Annotated in this window: 21 protein-coding genes; 8 read left to right on the forward strand and 13 right to left on the reverse strand. The window is 65.9% G+C overall.

Annotated features, from left to right (window positions below; all coding sequences use genetic code 11):
- The first annotated feature begins 118 nt into the window (after window positions 1-118).
- Window positions 119-1,108, forward strand: a complete 990-nt coding sequence (locus tag ACFOMD_RS15550) for an IS30 family transposase (protein ID WP_380862999.1) — start codon at window positions 119-121, stop codon at window positions 1,106-1,108.
- A gap of 74 nt (window positions 1,109-1,182) precedes the next feature.
- Here the strand turns inward: ACFOMD_RS15550 and ACFOMD_RS15555 are convergent, their stop codons facing one another.
- On the reverse strand, window positions 1,183-1,413 hold the full coding sequence (locus tag ACFOMD_RS15555) for a hypothetical protein (protein WP_380863001.1): 231 nt from the start codon (window positions 1,411-1,413) through the stop codon (window positions 1,183-1,185).
- A 120-nt stretch (window positions 1,414-1,533) separates the two neighbouring features.
- On the opposite strand from ACFOMD_RS15555, the gene ACFOMD_RS15560 reads away from it, so the two are divergent.
- The 4 genes from ACFOMD_RS15560 (at window position 1,534) to ACFOMD_RS15575 (ending at window position 7,067) form a co-directional block, all read left to right on the forward strand.
- Window positions 1,534-2,241, forward strand: a complete 708-nt coding sequence (locus tag ACFOMD_RS15560) for a hypothetical protein (protein ID WP_380863003.1) — start codon at window positions 1,534-1,536, stop codon at window positions 2,239-2,241.
- 290 nt (window positions 2,242-2,531) lie between these two features.
- On the forward strand, window positions 2,532-5,411 hold the full coding sequence (gene uvrA / locus ACFOMD_RS15565) for an excinuclease ABC subunit UvrA (protein WP_380863005.1): 2,880 nt from the start codon (window positions 2,532-2,534) through the stop codon (window positions 5,409-5,411).
- Window positions 5,408-6,391, forward strand: coding sequence for a hypothetical protein (locus ACFOMD_RS15570; protein WP_380863007.1), 984 nt, complete (start codon window positions 5,408-5,410; stop codon window positions 6,389-6,391). The genes uvrA and ACFOMD_RS15570 overlap by 4 nt, the downstream gene beginning before the upstream one ends.
- Window positions 6,392-6,461: 70 nt before the next feature.
- Window positions 6,462-7,067 (forward strand): beta/gamma crystallin-related protein, encoded by a 606-nt coding sequence (locus ACFOMD_RS15575; RefSeq protein WP_380863008.1) that lies wholly within the window; start codon window positions 6,462-6,464, stop codon window positions 7,065-7,067.
- 347 nt (window positions 7,068-7,414) lie between these two features.
- Here ACFOMD_RS15575 and ACFOMD_RS15580 read toward each other — a convergent pair whose 3' ends face one another.
- Both ACFOMD_RS15580 and ACFOMD_RS15585 read right to left on the reverse strand, forming a co-directional pair.
- Complete coding sequence (locus ACFOMD_RS15580; protein WP_380863010.1) at window positions 7,415-7,948, reverse strand: YybH family protein; 534 nt, start codon at window positions 7,946-7,948, stop codon at window positions 7,415-7,417.
- A 186-nt stretch (window positions 7,949-8,134) separates the two neighbouring features.
- Window positions 8,135-8,500 carry a hypothetical protein gene (locus ACFOMD_RS15585; protein WP_380863012.1) on the reverse strand — a complete coding sequence of 122 codons (366 nt, stop codon included), beginning with the start codon at window positions 8,498-8,500 and terminating at the stop codon, window positions 8,135-8,137.
- A 984-nt stretch (window positions 8,501-9,484) separates the two neighbouring features.
- On the opposite strand from ACFOMD_RS15585, the gene ACFOMD_RS15590 reads away from it, so the two are divergent.
- Window positions 9,485-10,396 carry a DUF4440 domain-containing protein gene (locus tag ACFOMD_RS15590; RefSeq protein WP_380863014.1) on the forward strand — a complete coding sequence of 304 codons (912 nt, stop codon included), beginning with the start codon at window positions 9,485-9,487 and terminating at the stop codon, window positions 10,394-10,396.
- 216 nt (window positions 10,397-10,612) lie between these two features.
- On the opposite strand, the gene ACFOMD_RS15595 is transcribed toward ACFOMD_RS15590, so the two are convergent.
- The 4 genes from ACFOMD_RS15595 to ACFOMD_RS15610 form a co-directional block, all read right to left on the reverse strand.
- The gene (locus ACFOMD_RS15595; protein WP_380863016.1) at window positions 10,613-12,106 is read right to left on the reverse strand and encodes a flavin-containing monooxygenase; all 1,494 of its coding nucleotides are present in this window, start codon (window positions 12,104-12,106) and stop codon (window positions 10,613-10,615) included.
- A 392-nt stretch (window positions 12,107-12,498) separates the two neighbouring features.
- Window positions 12,499-13,359 carry a S1/P1 nuclease gene (locus tag ACFOMD_RS15600; RefSeq protein ID WP_380863018.1) on the reverse strand — a complete coding sequence of 287 codons (861 nt, stop codon included), beginning with the start codon at window positions 13,357-13,359 and terminating at the stop codon, window positions 12,499-12,501.
- Window positions 13,360-13,418: 59 nt separating this feature from the next.
- Window positions 13,419-13,607 (reverse strand): hypothetical protein, encoded by a 189-nt coding sequence (locus ACFOMD_RS15605; RefSeq protein ID WP_380863020.1) that lies wholly within the window; start codon window positions 13,605-13,607, stop codon window positions 13,419-13,421.
- A gap of 164 nt (window positions 13,608-13,771) precedes the next feature.
- Window positions 13,772-14,239, reverse strand: coding sequence for a DUF2721 domain-containing protein (locus ACFOMD_RS15610; protein ID WP_380863022.1), 468 nt, complete (start codon window positions 14,237-14,239; stop codon window positions 13,772-13,774).
- An 86-nt stretch (window positions 14,240-14,325) separates the two neighbouring features.
- Here ACFOMD_RS15610 and ypfJ point away from each other — a divergent pair, with 86 nt between their 5' ends.
- Entirely contained in the window at window positions 14,326-15,207 is an 882-nt protein-coding gene (gene ypfJ, locus ACFOMD_RS15615) for a KPN_02809 family neutral zinc metallopeptidase (protein WP_380863024.1), read from the forward strand.
- Between the two features lie 244 nt (window positions 15,208-15,451).
- On the opposite strand, the gene ACFOMD_RS15620 is transcribed toward ypfJ, so the two are convergent.
- The 6 genes from ACFOMD_RS15620 to ACFOMD_RS15645 form a co-directional block, all read right to left on the reverse strand.
- A complete protein-coding gene (locus tag ACFOMD_RS15620; RefSeq protein WP_380863026.1) occupies window positions 15,452-15,661 on the reverse strand; it encodes a hypothetical protein in 210 nt (69 codons plus the stop codon).
- Between the two features lie 35 nt (window positions 15,662-15,696).
- Complete coding sequence (locus tag ACFOMD_RS15625) at window positions 15,697-16,071, reverse strand: ribose-phosphate pyrophosphokinase (protein ID WP_380863028.1); 375 nt, start codon at window positions 16,069-16,071, stop codon at window positions 15,697-15,699.
- 10 nt (window positions 16,072-16,081) lie between these two features.
- On the reverse strand, window positions 16,082-16,585 hold the full coding sequence (locus ACFOMD_RS15630; RefSeq protein WP_380863030.1) for a retropepsin-like aspartic protease family protein: 504 nt from the start codon (window positions 16,583-16,585) through the stop codon (window positions 16,082-16,084).
- A gap of 62 nt (window positions 16,586-16,647) precedes the next feature.
- Window positions 16,648-17,187 carry an MOSC domain-containing protein gene (locus tag ACFOMD_RS15635; RefSeq protein WP_380863032.1) on the reverse strand — a complete coding sequence of 180 codons (540 nt, stop codon included), beginning with the start codon at window positions 17,185-17,187 and terminating at the stop codon, window positions 16,648-16,650.
- Window positions 17,188-17,198: 11 nt separating this feature from the next.
- A complete protein-coding gene (locus ACFOMD_RS15640) occupies window positions 17,199-18,263 on the reverse strand; it encodes a ribonucleotide-diphosphate reductase subunit beta (RefSeq protein WP_380863034.1) in 1,065 nt (354 codons plus the stop codon).
- Between the two features lie 260 nt (window positions 18,264-18,523).
- Window positions 18,524-20,341, reverse strand: coding sequence for a ribonucleoside-diphosphate reductase subunit alpha (locus ACFOMD_RS15645; protein ID WP_380863036.1), 1,818 nt, complete (start codon window positions 20,339-20,341; stop codon window positions 18,524-18,526).
- Between the two features lie 446 nt (window positions 20,342-20,787).
- Here ACFOMD_RS15645 and ACFOMD_RS15650 point away from each other — a divergent pair, with 446 nt between their 5' ends.
- Entirely contained in the window at window positions 20,788-22,308 is a 1,521-nt protein-coding gene (locus ACFOMD_RS15650; protein ID WP_380863038.1) for a fumarate hydratase, read from the forward strand.
- Window positions 22,309-22,311: the final 3 nt, after the last annotated feature.

A 22,311-nucleotide genomic window follows, 5' to 3' on the forward strand; every position in this document is an offset into this window, starting at 1 on the left:
TCCTGACGAAAGTCAGGATCTCCCGTCGCGTACCGCAACGCTCCACGTTGCCGAGGCTACCCGGATGGAGATCCCCTGAGTTCACAAACGAAGTGCAACACCTGATGAAGGTGGTGCCATGGTCATCTATCGACATTTTTCGCTTGAGGAGCGGTGGCGGCTTGCCGAGCTACATCGCTCGGGCGCCTCGCTCCGGCAGATCGCTGCAGCTCTGGATCGCTCGCCATCGAGCATCTCGCGGGAGCTGAAGCGCAACAGCGGCAGCCAGGTGGGCTACCAGCCGCGCTATGCCGACGACTGCGCCTGGGCGCGGCGCTGGTCGGGGTCGCGGCTCGAGCGCGACGCGGCGCTGCGCACCACCGTGCTCGATCATCTCGCTCGCGGCTGGTCGCCCGAGCAGGTCGCCGGCCGGCTGGCGCTCGAAGCCGGCCATCCCATCATCAGCTACGAGAGCATCTATCGCTTCGTCGAGGCCCAGACAAAGCGCACCGACGACTATGGCTGGCGACGCTACCTGCCCCTGGCCAAGTTCAAGCGCGGACGGCGTAAACGCAAAGGCCGCGCGCCCGTTATCAAGAACCGCACCCCGATCACCGAGCGACCGCCGAGCGTTGCCGATCGCGCCGAGTCCGGCCACTGGGAAGGCGACACCCTGCTGTTCAAAACCTACGGCCAAACCCTGCTCGCCGCTCAAGAGCGAAGCTCCCGCCTCCTCCTGCTCGCCCGCCAACCCAGCAAGGCCTCAGCCCCCGTCGCCAAGCAACTCATCGCTTGGCTCAAACCCATCCCCGCCAGCCTGCGCCAAACCATCACCTTCGACAACGGAACCGAGTTCGCCCAGCATCAGCGCCTTACCAAGCGCCTCAATACCCAAACCTTCTTCTGCAATACCCATAGCCCCTGGCAAAAAGGCGGCATCGAAAACGCCATCGGGCGCCTCCGACGATACCTCCCCAGAAAAACCAACCTCAACGACCTCAGCACCAAAAACATCCAGGCTTGCGCCAATGCCTACAACCTGACACCCCGAAAATGCCTCGGATACCAAACCCCCGCCGAGGTCTTCGCTAAACACCTGTTGCACTTCGAATGTGAATCCACATCCTGACTTTCGTCAGGATGACGTTTCCTTTCAGCTAAGCCCCAACGAACTGGGGCGACCTCTCGGCCGCCCCACTCGGATCAGTCGTACTTGCCACCCGGGACCGGCCCGTCGCTGCCCTTGCGGGGCTGCGTGATGCTCGGCGGGTCGCTTGCCGGGAAGCTTTCGTCGATGTCGATGTCGAGGCGGGCGTCGCGATCCGACGGGTTCGCCTTCAGCTTCTTGATGTCGTCGGCGTCCAACGCCTCGCGATGGCCGCCGGCGGGCGGACCCTCAGGATTCGAGACCTTGTCATGCGCGTTATTGTTCACGGTTCGGCTCCTGCCAACTTGCAGAATACCTACGCGCGGACCCCGCTTAGCGTTCCTCGCTTGAACCCAATGCCTATGCTAAGCGTCGTTACGGCTTCAACCCCGACGAGCGGAGGAACTGTGAGCAAGAAGCAGAAGAGCGCCAAAGGCAGCGACAAGCGCGTGAAGGTTTCGATCCCGGCCGACCTGGCCACCGCCATCGAGGCAGCGGGCAGCACGGTCGACAGCACCATCGAACGGCTGCTGCGCGGCACGCTCGGCGGCAACGCCAAGAACAAGATCACCGGTTTCTTCCAGGACCTCGCCGGCCCCTATCTGCCGCAGATCGAGGCGACCGCCAAGGAAGTCGCCGCGCGCGTCGCGAAGGAAGTCGCCACGGCGGCGGCCGCCGCTGCGCTGACCACGTTCACCGCGAAGGCCTCGACCGGCAAGAAGGCGGCGCCGAAGGCGGCTGCCAAGCCGGCCGCCAAGCGCGCCGCGAAGCCGGCTGCGAAGACGGCCCCGGCCAAGAAGGCTGCTGCGCCGAAGGCCGCTGCGAAACCGGCGACGGCCAAGCCGGCTGCCGCGAAGCCTGCATCGGCGAAAAAGGCGGCTCCGGCAAAGAAACCGGCCGCGCCGAAGAAGGCGGCTTCGGCCAAGCCGGCCGTGAAGGCGGCTTCGGCCAAGCCGGCGGCTGCCAAGCCCGCCGCTGCGAAGCCGGCTGCCGCGGCGCCCGCCGCCGCGACCGCGCCGAAGCCGGACGCCAAGCCGGTGCCGCGCCGCCGCACCGCCACCGCGCGCAAGCCGGCGGCCCGCAAGGCAGCGCCGAAGCCCGCACCCAAGGCGTAAGGCACACCCCCCTTTTTCGTCATCCCGGCGAAGGCCGGGATCCATACCGACCGTGGTTATGGATCCCGGCCTCCGCCGGGATGACGTGTATCTTGGGCCTGAGAACGAGGCACCGATCACAGCGCTTACCGCTCCGGTAATTGCCCACCGCGGTTACCCGCGCGAAACGATCGCGTGCCCCCTCTCGCAATCTTCCGGCCCCTCCCCCATCTTGCCTGTCGACGCCCGCTTGACTCGTCACGCCGGCTGCGTCACCTCATCCCTGAAGCCGGAACACAGCGGGAACATCGATGCTGACGCACATCTCGGTACGCGGCGCGCGCGAGCACAACCTCAAGGACGTCGACCTCGACCTGCCGCGCGACAAGCTGGTGGTGATCACCGGCCTGTCCGGCTCGGGCAAATCGAGCCTCGCGTTCGACACCATCTATGCCGAGGGGCAGCGCCGCTATGTGGAGTCGCTCTCCGCCTATGCGCGCCAGTTCCTCGAGCTGATGCAGAAGCCCGATGTCGACCATATCGAGGGGCTGTCGCCCGCGATCTCGATCGAGCAGAAGACCACCTCGAAGAACCCGCGCTCGACCGTCGGTACCGTGACCGAGATCTACGATTACATGCGCCTGCTGTGGGCGCGCATCGGCGTCCCCTATTCGCCCGCCACTGGCCTGCCGATCTCGGCGCAGCAGGTAAGCCAGATGGTCGACCGGGTGATGGAGCAGCCGGAGGGTACGCGCCTCTACCTGCTCGCCCCCGTCGTCCGCGGCCGCAAGGGCGAGTACCGCAAGGAATTCGCCGAGTGGAAGAAGACCGGCTACCAGCGGGTCAAGGTCAACGGCGAATATTACGACATCGACGACGCCCCGGCGCTCGACAAGAAGTACAAGCACGACATCGATGTGGTCGTCGACCGCCTCGTGGTGCGCGAGGGGATCGAGACGCGGCTCGCCGACAGTTTCGAAACCGCGCTGCGCCTCGCCGACGGCCTCGCGGTCATCGAGTTCGCCGACCAGAAGGACGAGAAGGATCAGCCGCTCCGCAGCGTCTTTTCCGAAAAATTCGCCTGCCCGGTCTCCGGCTTCACGATTCCCGAGATCGAGCCGCGGCTGTTCTCGTTCAACTCGCCCCACGGCGCCTGCCCGAGCTGCGACGGCCTCGGCGAGAAGCTGTATTTCGACCCCGAGCTGGTGGTGCCCAACGAGGGGCTGTCGATCGCGGCGGGCGCGGTGATGCCCTGGGCGAAGTCCAACCCGCCCTCCCCCTATTACATGCAGGTGCTCTCGAGCGTGGCGCGCCACTTCGGCGCCGACATCAAGACGCCGTGGAGGGATCTGCCCGCCGACATGCGCCACGCGGTGCTGCACGGCACCGGCGGCAAGCCGATCGCGCTGGTGTTCGAGGACGGCCGCAAGACCTATGAGGTCAAGAAGGCGTTCGAGGGCGTCATCTCCAACATCGAGAAGCGCTGGCGCGATACCGAGAGCACGCTCGTCAAGGACGACCTCGGCCAGTATCAGGCCGCGCGCAACTGCGAGGTCTGCGACGGCGCGCGGCTGAAGCCCGAGGCGCTGGCGGTGAAGATCGACGGCGAGACCATCGCCGACGCCTCGCGCCGACCGGTGTCCGAAGCGTTCGGCTGGGCCAGCGCGCTGATGCCCAAGCTCAGCGACAAGGACCGCCAGATCGCCGAGCGGGTGCTGAAGGAGATCGTCGAGCGCCTGGGCTTCCTGTGCAACGTCGGCCTCGAATATCTGAACCTCGACCGCAAGTCGGGCACGCTGTCGGGCGGCGAGAGCCAGCGCATCCGCCTCGCCAGCCAGATCGGCTCAGGGCTCTCGGGCGTGCTCTACGTGCTCGACGAGCCGTCGATCGGCTTGCACCAGCGCGACAACGACCGGCTGCTCGAAACCTTGAAGCGCCTGCGCGACCTCGGCAACACCGTGCTCGTCGTCGAGCATGACGAGGACGCGATCCGCACCGCCGACCATATCGTCGACATGGGGCCAGGCGCCGGCGTCCACGGCGGTCATGTGATCGCGGAAGGGAATCTCGACGCGATTCTCAGCAATCCGAACTCGATTACCGGCGACTATCTCGCCGGGCGGCGCGCCGTGCCGGTGCCGGCGAAGCGCCGCAAGGGCAACGGCAAGAAGCTCACCGTAAAGGGCGCGCGCTCGAACAATCTTCAGAATGTCAGCGCCTCGATCCCCTTGGGCACTTTCACCTGCATCACCGGCGTGTCGGGCTCGGGCAAGTCGACCTTCACCATCGACACGCTCTATGCCGCCGCCGCACGCACCTTGAACGGCGCCCGCATCCACGCCGGCGCGCATGACGCCATCGACGGGCTGCAATATCTCGACAAGGTCATCGACATCGACCAGTCGCCGATCGGCCGCACCCCGCGTTCCAACCCCGCGACTTATACGGGCGCCTTCACGCAGATCCGCGACTGGTTCGCCGGCCTGCCCGAGTCAGCCGCGCGCGGCTACAAGGCGGGGCGGTTCAGCTTCAACGTGAAGGGCGGCCGCTGCGAGGCGTGCCAGGGCGACGGCGTCCTCAAGATCGAGATGCACTTCCTGCCCGACGTCTATGTCACCTGCGACGTCTGCCACGGCAAGCGCTACAACCGCGAGACCTTGGAGGTCCATTTCAAGGACAAGAGCATCGCCGACGTGCTCGACATGAACGTCGAGGAGGCGGTGGAGTTCTTCAAGGCGGTGCCGCCGATCCGCGACAAGATGGCGATGCTTCACGAGGTCGGCCTCGGCTACGTCAAGGTCGGCCAGCAGGCCACCACCCTGTCGGGCGGCGAGGCGCAGCGCGTGAAGCTCGCCAAGGAACTCTCCCGCCGCGCCACCGGCAACACCCTCTACATCCTCGACGAGCCGACCACCGGCCTGCACTTCGAGGACGTGCGCAAACTCCTCGAAGTGCTCCACACCCTCGTCGAGCAGGGCAACACGGTGGTGGTGATCGAGCACAACCTCGAGGTCATCAAGACCGCCGACTGGATCATCGACCTGGGCCCCGAAGGCGGCACCAAGGGCGGCGAGATCGTCGCGCAGGGCACGCCGGAGACGGTGGCCGAGACGGCGCGGAGCTATACGGGCGGGTATTTGAAGCCGTTGTTGGGGGAGAAGGTTGGAGGGGAGAAAGTAGCCGCAGAATGAGCCTGTTCACCCTCCGCACCCAGAAGATGCTTTGGGGCCGAGCGGCTGGCCGCTGCTCAATGATGGACTGCAGGATTGAGCTAGTAGAAGACGCAACTGAAACCGACAACGAAGCGCTCGTTGGCGAAAATTGTCATATCGTTGCAGATTCTGAAGACGGGCCGCGGGGCAAAGACCCCTTACCCTTTGATCAACGCGCAAAGTACGGAAACCTTATCCTCCTTTGCAGAAATCACCACCGAGTGATCGACCAACAGGTCAATACCTATACGGTTGAAGCTCTCAACAAAATCAAATCAGATCATGAATCTTGGGTGAAGTCGACGCTGCAGATATTCGATGAGGCCAAACAAAGAGATGACGAATGGTATGCAACGGTTGTCGATGATTGGGTTCGTCGGTGCCATTTGGATGAGTGGCAAAGGTGGACGAGTTGGCTGGTTGGCGGCGGACCTCCACAGATTTGGGTCGATATCGAGGCAGACTTAGACGAACTGCGAGCGTGGCTTCTCAATCGATTCTGGCCAGAACGATATGCTGATCTAGAAGCAGCATTATCGAATTTCAGACGTGTTCTCAGTGACTTGCATGGAACGTTTCGCCGCCATGCAATACGAGAAGAAGATGTTTGGATAACAGAAGCGTTCTATAAGAAGATCTGGCACCGCGATCCAAAAACTTACGACCGCTTGCTCAATCAATACGAGGCCCACGAAGACCTTCTCACAGATTTAACATTTGAGCTCACCCGAGCTGCTAACCTCGTGCTGCAGATTGTGCGCGAGCGAATGTCACCAAGCTTTCGGGAAGCCGAGGGAAAATGCATGGTTCAGAGGGGGCCGGAAGAAGATTTCAGTTATCGCACCTACTTGCCAACATACTCGGCCGAACAGCGCTTAGAGGGTCAGCTGTACCCGGGCGCGAAGAAGTTTTCTGCTGTGTTGAAAAGCCGTGATTTCTTTTTCGGTAAGGCCGACTGATCCAATAATGTTCGCAACCTCATTTTCGTTTGGCTCGTTCTCTCTCTGATACCCACGCAAGGAGAGACACATGCGTATCCTGATCCTCGCCGCCGCAGCGGTGGCGTTGCCGTTGGGGGCGGCTTCGGCGCAGACGGCCACGAGCGGCGCCAGCATCACGCTGTATGAGCTGCCCGGCTTTCTCGGGCGGTCGGTGACGATCACCGGGTCGACCGCCGATCTGACGACGCAGGGCTTCGCGCGGCGAGCGCAGAGCGCGCGCGTCGTCGGCGAGTGGGAGATCTGCGGCGCGACCAGCTTTGGCGGCACCTGCCAGACGCTCGCGGCGAACACGCCCTATCTGAAGCGCTCCGGCATCGTGTCGCTGCGGCCGACCGGCAGCTCGCTCGACGACGAGTTCAACAGCGGCACCGGCGTCAACCTCGACGACATGGACCCCGGCGACGGCACCAGCGGCCAGGACGTCACCTTCTACCCGCGCCCGACGCTGGGCGACGTGCAGGTCTCGGCCGGCACCAACGACCTGACCTCGGCGGGCGCCTTCTGCCAGCGCGCGGGCTTCAGCGGCGCCGCCTATGCCGCCCGCGCCCGCGTGCAGGCGTCGAACATCGTCGACGCGCAGCGCGGGACGCGCGTTCGGGCCTTCCCGCTGCGGGATGTGCTGTGCAAGCGGTAGTGGCGACTGAGCGGCGTCCGTGAGGGCGCCGGGTTGATGACGGAGGGGCGATGGCCGGGTGGCTGCCACCCCTTCCGCATTTGGGGCCGCACCGCTTTCCCCTTCCCGTCATACCGGCGAAAGCCGGTATCCAGTCGAGCGTCGGTCTGGATACCGGCTTTCGCCGGTATGACGGGTGGAAGGGTATGGCAGGGTCACTCCCCTTCCCTTTTCGTCATCCCCGCGAAGGCGGGGACCCAGCGCACAGGAAGCGGCGCCCGCGGTAGCGGGCAGGGTTGTTGTTGTGGACTGGGTCCCCGCCTTCGCGGGGATGACGGTTTGGAGTGTGTGGGGCGGGCGCCGGCTCCCTACCTGTCGAACTTCAGCCCCGGCTGCGCCACCGCCGCCTCATAAGCCGCCTGCGACGACGCCACGCTCGCGTCGTGCGTGATCTTCCAGCTGCCGTCCTTCTGCTTCGCCGAGACCACCAGCATCTTGTTGTAGCGGGTCAGGCTGCGCGGCTCGCCGGTGGGGCGGGTCATGTCGGTGCGGTAGTAGCCGGCGTCGATGGCGAGATTGCCGGCGATCTGCCGGCTGACGATGCGGTAAGCGATTTTGAAGGTGGCGCCGTCCGCCGTCATCCGCTCGACGCCCATGCGCATCTTGTCGTGCACCGCCGCGCCCTGGTCGATGCCGACCGGCTGCGACGGCAGGAAGACGGCGTCGTCGGCGTAGGTGAGCCGCGACATCGCCGCGTCGCCGGTCGACAGCGCGGTCGCCATGCGCTCGTAGATGGCGTTGACGCCCTCATTGGCGGTGGCGGCATGGGTGTCGGCGTGCGCGACGCCCGGCAGCGCCGCGAGCATGGCGGCGGCGGCGAGGCGCGTCAGGTGGCTGGTCATCGGATAAGTCCCCCAAGGAATCGATACGACCGGAGATGGTCTCGTCCGATACGTATCAATCGCGGGCAGCCCCCTGCCCGCTTCGTCGAACCGGCGGTCTGGGTCGACGAACGCCCGCCGACGGCGCGCATGAAAAACGCGGCGCGGGAGAGGTCCCGCGCCGCGCGCTTCATTCAGTGAAGGCGGTTAGCGCTTCTTGGCCATCTTGGCGGCGTCATGCTCGGCCTTGGAGATCGAGCCGTTGCCGTCCGCGTCGGCCGTGGCGAACCATGCCGACTTCTTGGCGGTGAACTCGGCCGACGACAGCGAGCCGTTGCTGTCGGCATCCGCGGCGGTCCAGTCAGCGCCAGGCTTCATGCCTGCCTCGGCCGCGGAAAGCTGGCCGTCACTGTTGGCGTCCTTCTTGGTCCAGGCGGCGGTCACGCCGGCATCATGCTCGGCCTTCGAGATCGAGCCGTTGCCGTCGGTGTCGATGGCCTTCCAATCGTCGTTGGCATAGACGGCCGAGGCGAAGGTCAGGCCTGCGGCAGCCGCAATCAGGGCGATTTTCATGTCACGCTCCTTATGTTGTTGATGATCTCGCGCTGAACCAACGGATGGACGGGAGCGGATATCCTCGGGTCGTGGGGTGCGCGGCACGGCCTGCCGTGGGTGGCACATGAGCGGACGGTAGGGCGGTAAGGGGGAGCGATGGATTGATTTCGGGGCCTGCTCGATCGTCCCCGACCGTCATCCCGGCGAAAGCCGGGATCCAGCCGGCCTACAGCCGTCCGCCGCCTGCCCCTTCGACAGCCTCAGGGTGAGCGCGGCGAGCCTGGTGCGGGCGAACTGGATACCGGCTTCCGCCGGTATGGCGGAATTGATGGGTCGTGGGCGGTGACGGTGGCGATCCGCGCCATGGCAGCCAGCACCGAGTGCCGCGATGAGGGCCGCGCATCCCCCGATCGCGCGGCCCTTCGCGCGAAGACGTGGCCCCAAACGGAAAATGGGGGCCGGCATCGCTGCCAGCCCCCACTTCGTCGAGGTCCCGGTCGTCGGCCTGTTCCCTGCCTTGCGGCGTAGTTCGGGCTCGCCCGTTCGTCTCGGCGTGGCTCGATGCCTTTGGACCACGGGGGGTCGAGAAGCATCTCGCTCCCGCCAGCCTTTGCTTCGCCTGGTGCCCCTGCGGGTCGCTTGCGCTTCCCTTGGAGGCTTCGGCGCCATCTCCGGCCCGGCGTCTCCGGTGCTTTCGCTTTCCGCGGCCCTTTCGGGCATCGGGCGGCTTCCGCACCGCGGTGTCCAGGAGGTTGGTTTCGTTGGCGTTTCCGCCGCCGTTGCCGCTCCCGGCCACACCCGAAAGCTCTCATGAGACCCTGAGTCGTGCGAGCGAAAAATGGGCCTCGAAGCCTGTGGATTACGAGGATAACGGGGATAAGTTTCGACGAACGCCATTCGCCGAAAGACGCTCGCCGGATGGTCCGATTAGGACCAAGGATCAGCAGGTGATCCGGGCGGCCGAGTGGGCGCGGCAGCCTCCTAACAGGGGAATCCTGCAGAATGAAGACTCTATCTCGCGCCGCCGCCCTCGCGCTTGCGATGGCCGCCCTCCCCGCCGCCGCCGTGGCCGCGACCCCCGCCGTCGCAGCTGCCGCCAGCCCGCAGGCGGCAGTCGACGAGCTGCTCGCCGCCGACCGCGCCTTTGCCGCCGCCGCGGCGAAGCGCAACGTCATCGACGGCCTGACCGCGATGTTCGCCGAAGACGTGTGGATGCCAACCGCTGCGGGCAGTTTCGCGCGCTCCCCGGCGGCGGCGGCCGAGGTGCTGGGGAGCAACCCCGCCAACCGCACCGCCCAGGTCGAATGGGCGCCGGTGCGCGGCGGCATCTCGGCGGACGGCAGCCACGGCTTCACCTTCGGCTTCATCACGACGAAGGAGGCCGGCAAGCCTGACCGGCCGGGCAAATATCTCGCCTATTGGGTGAAGAAGCCTGACGGCTGGCGCGTCGCCGCCTACAAGCGCGTGCCGCGGCCCGAGGGCGCCACCTCGCCCGCCTCGCTGGCGCCGGCGCTGCCGGCGAAGCTGGTTCGCGCGACGGGCAGCGCCACCGCCCACGCCGCCTCGCTGAAGGCGGCGGAGGACAGCTTCGGCGCCGAGGCGCAGAAGATCGGCCTCGGGCCGGCGTTTGCCAAATGGGGCCGTGCCGATGCGGTCAACATCTATCAGGGCGGCGCGACCATCGAGCAGGGCGCCGAGCGCATCGGCCGCAACCAGGGGACCGACGCGACCAGCTCGGTCAATTGGGGCGCCGATGCCGGCGTGCTCGTCGCCCCGAGCGGCGACCTCGGCGTCACCTTCGGCTACCTCCGCGCCAACGGCCCGGTGCCCGAAGGCCGCCCGACGGTGAGCCCGTTCTTCACGGTGTGGCGGCGGAACAGCGTCAACGATCCGTGGCGGTATATTGCGGAGTAGTGGGGGCCTCGCCCTCACCGCTCCCTTCCTGTCATCCCCGCGACGGCGGGGACCCATGCCTGAGCGCAAACACCCCATCCGCGCTCATCCTGAGCTTGTCGAAGGGCGAGCTTGCACAGCGGTCCAGCGCGCCAACCCTGCTTCGACAAGCTCAGCATGAGCGCTTGGGGGTGTTCAGCAGTGGGTCCCCGCCTTCGCGTGGATGACAGGGAAGCGTTAGGCGGCCACCTTCACCTTCCCGCGCGGCACCAGCTCGTAACTGTCTAGATCCACCTTCCGCATTTGCCGCCAGAAAGCGATCGTCGAGCCCGACCAGTTGTTGGTGATCTTGCCGTCGTGCTTGTACCAGCTGCCGCAATTTTCCGACCACACGGTGGTGGCGAGCTTGGCCTGCAACTCGCGGTTGTACGCCGCTTGGGGCCCCGGCTTGACGTCGAGCAGCGCCAGGTCGCGCGCGAGGATCGTGTCGATCAACGGCAGAATGTAATCCATCTGCCGCTCCGACATGAAGATGATGCTGTTGTGGCCAAGGTTGGTGTTCGGCCCGTACATCACGAACATGTTGGGGAAGCCCGCCACGGTCACCCCGCGGTGCGCCTCCGCCCCGTTCGCCCACACATCGTGCAGCCGCTTCCCACTTCGCCCGACGATATCGATCGGCATCAGGAAGCCGGCGGTGGCAAAGCCGGTGCCCCAGATGATGACGTCGAGCGGCACCTTCTTCCCCGACTGCGTCTCGATGCCGTCGGGCACGATGCGCGCGATCGGTTCGCTGACGATCTCGACATTGGGGCGGCAGACCGCCGGGTAATAATCGTCGGTGATCAGGATGCGCTTGCAGCCGATCGGATAGTCGGGGGTCAGCAACTCGCGCAGCTTCGGGTCATGGACCTGCGCGGTCAGATGATCGCGCGCCATCTTCTCCAGCCGCCTCGACGCCCAGCTCCCCGCCTTCCTGAACGCGCCCCAGCGGCTCTCGTTGATCGAATAGATCAGCAGGCGCAGCGCCTGCCGGAGGATCGGCAGCTTCTTGAACAGCGCATGCTGCTTCGGCGTGATCTCCTCGTCGGGGCGCGGGATCAGCCAGTTCGACGAGCGCTGGAAGATCGTCAGCTTCTCGGCCAGCGGCGCGATCTCGGGAATATACTGAACCGCGCTGGCGCCGTTGCCGATCGAGGCGACGCGCTGGCCGGTCAGATCGACATCGAGGTTCCAGCGCGCCGAGTGGAACTGGGTGCCGCGGAAACTCTCCTTGCCCTCGATATCGGGCGACCACGGGCGGTTCAATTGCCCCGCGCCGACGATCAGGATGCGCGCGGTCCAGCGCCCGCCGTCTGCCCCGCGCACCTGCCACTCCCCCGCCGCCTCGTCGAAACTCGCGCCCTCGACCTCGGTACCGAAGCGGATGTGCGGGTTGAGGCCGTAGCGCTCGGCCACGTCACGGAAATAGGCGAGGATTTCGGGCTGGCGGGCAAAGGCGCGCGTCCAGTTGGGATTGGGCGCGAAGCTGTAGCTGTAGAGGTGGCTCGGCACGTCGCAGGAGGCGCCGGGATATTGATTGTCATACCAGGTGCCGCCCACCGAGTCGGAGCGTTCGAGGACGACGAAATCGTCGATCCCGCGCTCCTTGAGCTTGATGGCGGCGAGCAGCCCCGACATGCCCGCGCCGACGATCACCGCCGTCAGCCGCTCCCCCGTGTCGCCAGCCATGCCAACCCTCCCCCGGTCGTTTCGGGGAGGCTAACGCGGGTGGGGTCAGGGGACCAGCCTACCGTTTGTGCGGAGGCGCCCCCCTTCTTCGTCATCCCCGCGCAGGCAGGGACCCACTCGGAGCCAAGCGCGACCCACCCCGCTCACGCTGAGCTTGTCGAAGGGCGAGCTCGCCGGGACGCCTCAGCGCGCCAATCCTGCTTCGACAAGCTCCGCATGAGCGTCTGGGGTGTTCGACGGCGGGTCCCCACCTTCGCGGGGATGACAGGAAAGGGAGCGGCAGCGGCCCACCACAGCCCGTCATACCGGCGAAAGCCGGTATCCAGTCTGAAGGTCGGTCTGGATTCCGGCTTTCGCCGGAATGACGGAGCGTGTGAAAGAGGCGGCGGCCTCTACTGAAACGCCTCGTTGATCATCTTCGCCAGCCGCACGCCGCCGCGCTTGGCCTGTTCGCGCACCGCCTCGCGCGTTGCGGCGATATAGGCCTCGTCGACCATCACCCGCGCCGTCGGCTTAGCCTCGCAGATATTGACGCCGGCAAGCTTGCCGTAGGCGAGCCGGCCCGACACTTCCCAGCCATCGCGGTGCCAGTCCGACACCCCGCCCTGCTGCCACTGCGCGGCCAGCTCCGGCGTGATCTGCGACAGCAGCCCCGGCACGTCGCCCGGCGGCTCGGACAGGCTGCGCTCGGCCAGCTCGGTGTCCCAGATGCGGTGCAGATTCATCCGCTCCGGCGCGATCAGGCCGTAAGCCGCACGCACGCTGTTGCCGCCCCGGTCGGCGGCGTCGCCGGCGTGCAGCGGCTGATGCATGTCACCGACGAAGTGGACGAGCCAGGCGAGCGACATCAGCTTCTCGCGGTCGGGCACTTTGTCATTGGCGATCAGCTTGGCGTGGCGGGCGATCTGCGCCGATACGCAATTGCCGTCGGGACAGTTCGCCTTGGCATCGAAGTCCTTGCAGACATGGACGTTCTGATAATGCCACGGATAGGAATAGCTGAAGCGGTCGCCCATGCCGCGGATGCAATCGGGCCAGTAGCTGGCGTCCTCGATCGACTTCAGCGGGCATTCGGGCGTCGCCACCTGGCTTTCGGCCTTCAGCAGCCGCGTGACCCCCGCTTTGGCCTTCGGCGTAAGATACGCCCAGGCGATGCTGGCGACGGTCTTGTGGCCATATTCGCCCCAGGCGAGCGCCGGGCGCGGCAAGGCGGCGATCGCGACGAACGCGAGCAGGAGGCGGACGAGCTTCATGCACCCGCCCATGCCATCCTTGTCTTACGAAAGCGAGAGAGCAGCGCGTCGCAGACGCGTCAGGCGACCTGCTCCGACGGCTGCTCGTCGGCGGCGTCGCGCTGACGGCGGATATGGCTCTCGAGCGCGGCCATCGCGGCATCCATGTGAAGCACGGCCAAGCCGGCATGGCGCTCGGCCAGCTCGTCATGGATCGCGCGGATCTGCCCGAGGATACTGTCGAGCGAGCGGATATCGTCCATGGTCATCGTACACGTCCGTTCTTTCCGGGGGCCGGTGCGGCGGCCTTTGCGCCACAAAAGCCCGTGGCGCCGGGGTTGGTCGGACAGTTCATGGGCGCCGCAATCATCGCGACCTGTCACCGAGACGCGCCCATCCGAGGGCGGCGTTATCCGTTTCGGGGGATGAACGGCTAATGAAGCCGGCGCTTGCGCTCAGGCAGCAGATGCCGCGAGACGCGCACCGACCGCGTGGCGATGTTGATTTCGTAGAGGAACAGCGACAGGCCGACGACGATCAGTCCCATGGCGATGGTGAACAGCCCCGCCACCACCCGCGCCGACCCACGCTCGGTCATGTCGGCGAGGAACAGGATGGCGACGAGCAGGCAGACAAACAGCGCCGAGGCGACGCAGCAGCCGATCGCCCAGTGCGCCGTCGCCATGCGGCGGTCGAGGATTTCGAGTTCGGGGATGTGCTTCGCCCGCTCCGCCTCGGGCAATTCCATCAGATGCGCCTCGAGCCGCCGGGCGCGGTCGATGACGCGGCCCAGCCGCGCGGTCATCACGTTGAGGATCGATCCGATGCCCGCGAGCAGGAACACCGGCGCCACGGCCAGCTGGATGACGTGCGCGACGTCGGATACCGTGCTCTCGTCCATATCGGCTTTCCTACGCAGCGACGGCGTATCGGAGCAACTTTTTACCGCCCTGCCCGGTTGAGCGAGCAGGGAAGCGGAGAACCACCATGCGCCTGGACGACCTGCGCGGCAGCAGCAACATCGAGAACCAGCGCGGCATGGGTGGCGGCGGCGGTGGCGGCGGGCTCGGCGGCCTGCTCCCGCTGCTGTTCATGGGCCGCGGTCTCGGCCTTGGCGGCGTCATCCTGCTAGTCATCCTCGCCTTCGCGTTCGGCATCAACCCGTTCGGCGGCGGCAGCGGCACGCCGCGTCAGCCAGTCGGGCAGCAGGTCGGCCAGCAGACGTCGCCCGAGACCGCCGCCGCCGACCAGTTCGTCGCGCGCGTGCTGGAAACCACCGAGACGACGTGGAGCAAGATCTTCGCCGCCGAAGGTCAGGATTACCCTGAGCCGACGCTCGTCCTCTACGACGGCTTCGGCCAGTCGGGCTGCGGCGCGGCGCAGGCGGCGACCGGCCCCTTCTACTGCCCGGCCGACCGGAAAGTGTATCTCGACACCAGCTTCTTCGACGAGCTCAGCCGCCGCTTCGGCGCCCCCGGCGATTTCGCCGCCGCTTACGTCATCGCGCACGAGGTCGGCCACCATATCCAGACCGTCACCGGCGTCGCCGATCAGGTGCGGAGCGCGCAGGCCAAGGCCGGCGAGCGCGAGGCCAATGCGCTGCAGGTGCGCATGGAGCTGCAGGCCGATTGCTACGCCGGCCTCTGGGGCCGCGACAACGCCCAGCGGCTGGAACCCGGCGACATCGAGGAAGCGATGCGCGCCGCTGAATCGATCGGCGACGACACCCTCCAGCGCCAGTCGCAGGGCCGCGTCGTGCCGGACAGCTTCACCCACGGCAGCTCGGAACAGCGCATGCGCTGGTTCATGGCGGGCTATCAGCAGGGTAGCGTCGCGGCGTGCGACACGTTCAACGCGCGGACGCTCTAACCGCTCCCCAGGTCCGGTGCCACCCCGCCCAAACCGTCATCCCGGCGAAAGCCGGGATCCATCTGCGAGCATCCAGCGCCCTTTCCCGCTTACCCTGAGCCCGTCGAAGGGCGAGCGCTGCCGCGCCGCCAGAGACGCTGCGACAAGCTCAGCGGGAGCGGAGGAAAGATAAAAAGTTGGATTCCGGCCTTCGCCGGAATGACGGACTTGGGGGTTGTCGAACGGGGGTGTCGACGGGAGAGGCTTACCCAACCCCCCGGATAAACGCCCATTCCGCGGCGTCATCCTCGATCACCCACCAGCGCCCGCGCAGCCGCTCGTCAAGCCGCATCGCCAGCGCCGCCGCCAGGAAATCATGCGAGGCCGACACGGCGTCCGCCTGCACAAACGCCCACGCGCCCGCGCCGACGCAGGTGAGCATCGCGATGGGAAACAGGCGCTCGTAGAACCGCATTCGGGCTGAGTATCGCCGCCGGCGCTAACACTGCGTTACCCGATGCGGTTAACGCGCCTTCCAGTATTTGCCCCCCAATAGCCAAACACCTCGGCCTGCACCTTGCGGATATAGGCGGCCGCCTTCGGCCCCTCCCATTCGCCCTTGTAGCCGTCGCGGGCCGGCCGGCCGCCGACCCACCAGCCCTGCCCCGGCAGCCGATCCGACTGACGCACCACCAGCACCGCCAGCTCGGGCTCGCCGCGACCGCGCGCCCGCGCGTCGATGTCGTCGAGCGTCTTGCACAGCGCCCGCATCTTCGGCCGCGAGAAGGAGAAGCCGAGCGCGCCGAGCACCTCCGAATAGGTCACCGCCTCGCCGGCGCGCGCCGACGCCTGCAGCAGCGCCTCGACGTGATCCCCATCGATCATTTGGCGCCGATCATTCGAGCAGCAGCACGTCATTCTCGATGGTGACGCGCTTCAGGTGGCGAAGGAAGCTCATGCCGAGCAACGAGATGCCGGTGTCGACGCTCGACACCACCGCGAACACATTGCTGACCTGACGCCCGCCGACGGCGACCCGCTCGAGCGTCACCGGCGCCACCGCCGACACTCCGCCCGCCGTCTTCGCCTGCGCGGTATAGGCGGCCGGGCCGATATTGATCCCGGCGCGCGCCGCGTCCTGCGGGGTCAGCATCACCATCCCGGCGCCGGTATCGACGACGAAGCGCACCCCGACTCCGTTCACCAGCCCCGTCACATAGAAATGCCCGTCGGGCGATCGCGCCACCCGCCGATCAGCGACGCCCATCGTGGTGGCGGGCGCGGCGGACGACGCGCCCTGCATCGAGGTCGGCCCCGGGATCGGCGCATCGGGCCGCCATGTCGGCGCCGGCGGCAGGCCGGCGGCTTGCAGGAGCATCAGGGCGGCAAGGAAACTCATGGCGATGATGATGGCGCGCCGCGGCGGCCATTGCCAGCCACCATTGCGACGCGGCGCGCGCCTCAGACCGGCTTCAGCGGCAGATGTGGCAGCGGCGGCCACTCCGCCATGATCGCATCCCCGGCCCGAATCTCGCCGCCCGCCACCACGATCCCCATCACCCCCGCCTTCAGGGTGATCTTGTTGCGCACGCCGCGCTCGACGGTCGCCATCTTCAACCCCGGCTGCCAGCGATCGAGCTTGAAGCACGGCGTCCGCAACCCGGTCAGCTCGACCACCGCGTCACCGCCAAGCCGCAGCCGCGCCCCCACCGGCAGCGCCAGCAGATCGATCCCGACGGTGGTGACATTCTCCCCCATCTCCCCCGGCGCCACGGCAAAGCCCTTGGCCGCCAGTTCGGCGAACAGCTCCGACTGGATGAGATGCACCTGCCGCAGGTTCGGCACCTCGACGGTCGGGCGGAAGCGCGCGCGGTGGCGACGGGTGGGACCTGAATGGCGATCACCCTCGACGCCGTGTCCGGCGACGAGGGTGATCGTTAATTGAGTCAGCTTGGAGAGAGCAACGTCCGACCGCGCATGAAGGGCAACGACGGACGCCATGATATTTCGAACTACTCCGCCGCAATCATCCCGCCGGCGCCGCCGAGCAGTTCGCCCGTCTCGCCGTCATTGCTCTCGTTCGCGGCCGACGCGATCTTGGCGTCCTTGCGGCGGTCGAAGGCGTCCCACACTTCGTTCCAGTTCCCCTTGGTCGCCGCCTTCGAATATTCGGTGGCGCGGGTCTCGAAGAAGTTGGCGTGCTCGACGCCGTTGAGGAGCGGCTGGAGCCAGGGCAGCGGGTGTTCGTCGATCAGGTAGATCGCCGGCAGGCCGAGCTGCTGGAGGCGCCAGTCGGCGATGAAGCGGACGTACTTCTTGATTTCCTTCGGCGTCATGCCGGACACCGGCCCCATCTCGAAGGCAAGGTCGATGAAGGCGTCCTCCAAACGGACGACCTTCTGGCAGACGTCGATGATGTCGTCGCGCACCGCCTTCGTGAGGCAGTTCCGCTCCTTGGTGAAGGCGTGGAACAGCTTGATGATGCCGTCGCAGTGCAGGCTCTCGTCACGTACCGACCAGCTGACGATCTGGCCCATGCCCTTCATCTTGTTGAAGCGCGGGAAGTTCATCAGCATCGCGAAGGACGCGAACAGCTGCAGCCCCTCGGTGAAGCCGCCGAACATCGCGAGCGTGCGCGCGATGTCGGCGTCGCTGTCGACGCCGAAGGTGTGCATGAAGTCATGCTTGTCGCGCATTTCCTTGTAGTTGAGGAAGGCGCTGTACTCGCTCTCGGGCATGCCGATGGTGTCGAGCAGGTGGCTGTAGGCCGCGATGTGCACCGTCTCCATGTTGGAGAAGGCGGCGAGCATCATCTTGATCTCGGTCGGCTTGAACACCCGGCCGTATTTCTCGTGGTAGCAGTCCTGCACCTCGACGTCGGCCTGGGTGAAGAAGCGGAAAATCTGCGTCAGCAGGTTGCGCTCATGATCGGACAGCTTCTGCGCCCAGTCGCGGCAATCCTCGCCGAGCGGCACTTCCTCGGGCATCCAGTGGATCTGCTGCTGGCGCTTCCACATGTCGAACGCCCACGGGTATTCGAACGGCTTGTAGCTCTTTGAGGCTTCCAGCAGCGGCATTGTCCCAACTCCACTCACATCGTCGTCCCGGCGAAAGCCGGGACCCAGTCCTACCGTCGGTCTGGATTCCGGCTTTCGCCGGAATGACGCGGTAGGATCGCCCCCTCCCAAACTCGATCAAAGTACCACTTTGATCGAAACTGTGTGGCAGGGGTGAAGCAGACGCCGGTCGGTTTTATCAAAAAGATCGGTGTCCGGCCCGGCTTCACCCCCGCCCTACCCGGCGCGCCCCGAGAGGCGCCACCGGGTTGACCGGCGTGTTATTGGCACGCCAAGCACTCGTCGTAGTCCTTGCGCTCGACCTCGAAGTCGACGGCGCGCAGCTCCGACGTGTTGTCCGTTTCCACCCCGCCGGCAAAGCCCGCGCGCTGGATGCTCTTCGACCGACAGTAATAGAGCGACTTGATCCCCAGCTCCCAGGCGCGGAAATGGAGCATCAGCAGGTCCCACTTCTCGATGTCGGCCGGGATGTAGAGGTTTAGCGACTGCGCCTGGTCGATATAGGGCGTGCGATCCGCCGCCAGCTCGAGCAGCCAGCGCTGGTCGATCTCGAACGCGGTGCGGTAGGTCGCCTTCTCGTCGACCGTCAGGAAGTCGAGATGCTGGACCGAGCCGCCCTGCTCGAGGATCGAGTTCCAGACCGCGTCGGCGTTCTTCGCCTTCTCGATCAGCAGCTTTTCCAGATAAGGATTCTTGATCGAGAAGCTGCCCGACAGCGTCTTGTGCGTGTAGATGTTCGCCGGGATCGGCTCGATGCAGGCCGAGGTGCCGCCGCAGATGATCGAGATCGACGCGGTCGGCGCGATCGCCATCTTGCAGGAAAAGCGCTCCATCACGCCCATGTCGGCGGCATCGGGGCAGGCCCCGCGCTCGGTGGCGAGCGTCATCGACGCTTCGTCGACCTTGCCGCGGATGTGCTTGAAGATCTTCAGGTTCCACGACTTCGCCATCGCGCTTTCGAACGGCACGCCGCGCGCCTGCAGGAAGCTGTGATAGCCCATGACGCCGAGGCCCACCGAGCGCTCGCGCATCGCCGAATATTTGGCGCGCGCCATGTCTTCGGGCGCCCGCTCGATATAGTCGGTCAGCACATTGTCGAGGAACCGCATGATGTCCTCGACGAACTGCTTGTCGCCGTTCCACTCGTCCCAGGTCTCGAGGTTCATCGACGACAGGCAGCAGACCGCGGTGCGGTGCACGCCGAGGTGATCCTTGCCGGTCGGCAGCGTGATTTCCGAGCAGAGGTTCGAGGTCGACACCTTGAGGCCGAGATCGCGGTGATGCTTCGGCATCGTCTTGTTCACGGTGTCGGCGAAGATGATGTAGGGCTCGCCCGTCGCCAGCCGCGTCTCGACCAGCTTGATGAACAGCGAGCGGGCATCGACTTCGCCGCGCTTCTCGCCGGTCTTCGGGCTGACGAGGTCGAACGGCTCGCCGTTGCGCACCGCTTCCATGAAGGCGTCGGTGATCAGCACGCCGTGGTGCAGGTTCAGCGCCTTGCGGTTGAAGTCGCCCGAGGGCTTACGGATTTCGAGGAATTCCTCGATCTCCGGGTGGTTGACGTCGAGATAGACGGCGGCCGAGCCGCGGCGCAGCGAGCCCTGGCTGATCGCCAGGGTCAGCGAGTCCATCACGCGGACGAACGGGATGATGCCGCTGGTCTTGCCGTTGAGGCCGACCGGCTCGCCGATGCCGCGGACATTGCCCCAATAGGTGCCGATGCCGCCGCCGCGCGAGGCGAGCCAGACATTCTCGTTCCAAGTGTCGACGATGGCGTTGAGGCTGTCATCCACCGAATTGAGGTAGCAGCTGATCGGCAGGCCGCGCCCGGTGCCGCCGTTCGACAGCACTGGCGTCGCCGGCATGAACCACAGCTTGGAGATATAGTCGTAGACGCGCTGCGCATGGTCCTGGTCGTCGGCATAGGCCGAGGCGACGCGGGCGAAGAGATCCTGGTAGGTCTCGCCCGGCAGCAGATAGCGGTCGTCGAGCGTGTCCTTGCCGAACGCGGTCAGCAGCGCATCACGCGACGCGTCGGTCTCCACGTTGAATCGCGGCTTGTGAATGGGATCGGGCATCGGGCCCGAAACGCCGGTCAGGCTGGCCACGGCCGCTGCCTCATTACCGCTGAACTCCATAGCGCCATTCCCCTGCTACACCGGCCTATGGATCGAGGCTTGGACGCTCATCGCGCCCGGGTCGACGGCGAATTCACGCCATCCCCGATATCCTCGCAATCCACAGGGCTAAACCCCTCCGGAACATGGCGTCACCAACACGGATCGCATCGACTCCGATGCTAACATCGATCCGTGACATCCACATGATATAGTGGTGACCCCCCAGTCCCAGAACCATATCCTGTGCCTAAATCGATAGGGTCGCAAGGGGGCGAATCTTAATTTTTTCGTTTTCCGAGAGTGTCCAAGGCGCTAGCGGCGTCGGTCGTCAAGGATCGTTAATGGACCCCGCAAGGGCCTCGCGCTAGAAGCGCTTCGAAAGCGATTTCAACGGGGGACGGCAAGTGACGGTAATTCGCCAGGAAGATGTAATCGAATCAGTGGCGGATGCCCTTCAGTTCATCTCCTATTACCATCCGATGGACTATATCCGGGCGCTGGGCCGGGCCTATGAGCTCGAGGAAGGCCCCGCCGCGAAGGACGCGATCGCGCAGATCCTCACCAACAGCCGCATGTGCGCCGAGGGGCATCGCCCGATCTGCCAGGACACCGGCATCGTCGTCGCCTTCGTGAAGGTCGGCATGAACGTCACCTGGCAAGCCACGATGACCGTTGAGGAAATGATTAACGAAGGTGTACGCCGCGCCTATCTCCACCCGGAGAATCGCCTGCGCGCCTCGATCGTCGCCGACCCCGCCTTCGGCCGCACCAACACCCGCGATAACACGCCCGCGATCACCCACATCGAGTTCGTCCCCGGCGACCATGTCGAGATCACCGTGGCGGCAAAGGGGGGCGGCAGCGAGAACAAGACCAAGTTCGCGATGCTCAACCCCTCCGAATCGATCGTCGACTGGGTGCTGGAGATGGTCCCGAAGATGGGCGCCGGCTGGTGTCCGCCGGGCATGCTTGGCATCGGCATCGGCGGCTCGGCCGAAAAGGCGATGCTGCTGGCGAAGGAGTCGCTGATGCTCCCCATCGACCTGGCGGAGCTCAAAAGCCGCGGGCCGCAGAACAAGATCGAGGAGCTGCGCATCGAGCTTCACGACAAGGTCAACGCGCTCGGCATCGGCGCGCAGGGCTTGGGCGGCCTCGCCACCGTGCTCGACGTCAAGATTCTCGACACGCCGACGCACGCCGCGTCGAAGCCGATCGCGATGATCCCCAATTGCGCCGCCACGCGCCACGCGCATTTCACGCTCGACGGCTCCGGCCCCGCCTATCTCGAGGCGCCGAATCTCGCCGAATGGCCGAAAGTCGACTGGAAGCCGTCGAAGGAAGCGATCCGCGTCGATCTCGACGCGCTGACGCCGGAAGTGGTCGCCTCGTGGAAGCCGGGCGACCGCCTGCTCTTGAACGGCAAGATGCTCACCGGCCGCGACGCCGCGCACAAGCGGATGACCGACATGCTGGCGAAGGGCGAGCAGCTTCCCGTCAGCTTCAAGAACCGAGTCATCTATTATGTCGGCCCGGTCGATCCGGTGCGCGACGAGGTGGTCGGCCCGGCCGGCCCCACCACCGCCACCCGCATGGACAAGTTCACCGAAACGATGCTGGCGGAGACCGGCCTCATCGCCATGGTCGGCAAGGCCGAGCGCGGGCCGATCGCGATCGAGGCGATCGAAAAGCACAAGGCCGCCTATCTGATGGCGGTCGGCGGCGCGGCCTATCTCGTCTCCAAGGCGATCAAGGGCAGCAAGGTGCTTGCGTTCGAGGACCTCGGCATGGAGGCGATCTACGAGTTCGAGGTGCGCGACATGCCGGTGACCGTCGCCGTCGATTCGACGGGTGAGTCAGTGCACCATACCGCGCCGTTGGTGTGGCGCGACAAGATCGCCAAGGCAAAGGCGCTCGAGCCGGCGTAACGC

Source organism: Sphingoaurantiacus capsulatus (assembly GCF_042648405.1).
Classification (GTDB): Bacteria; Pseudomonadota; Alphaproteobacteria; order Sphingomonadales; family Sphingomonadaceae; genus Sphingoaurantiacus; species Sphingoaurantiacus capsulatus.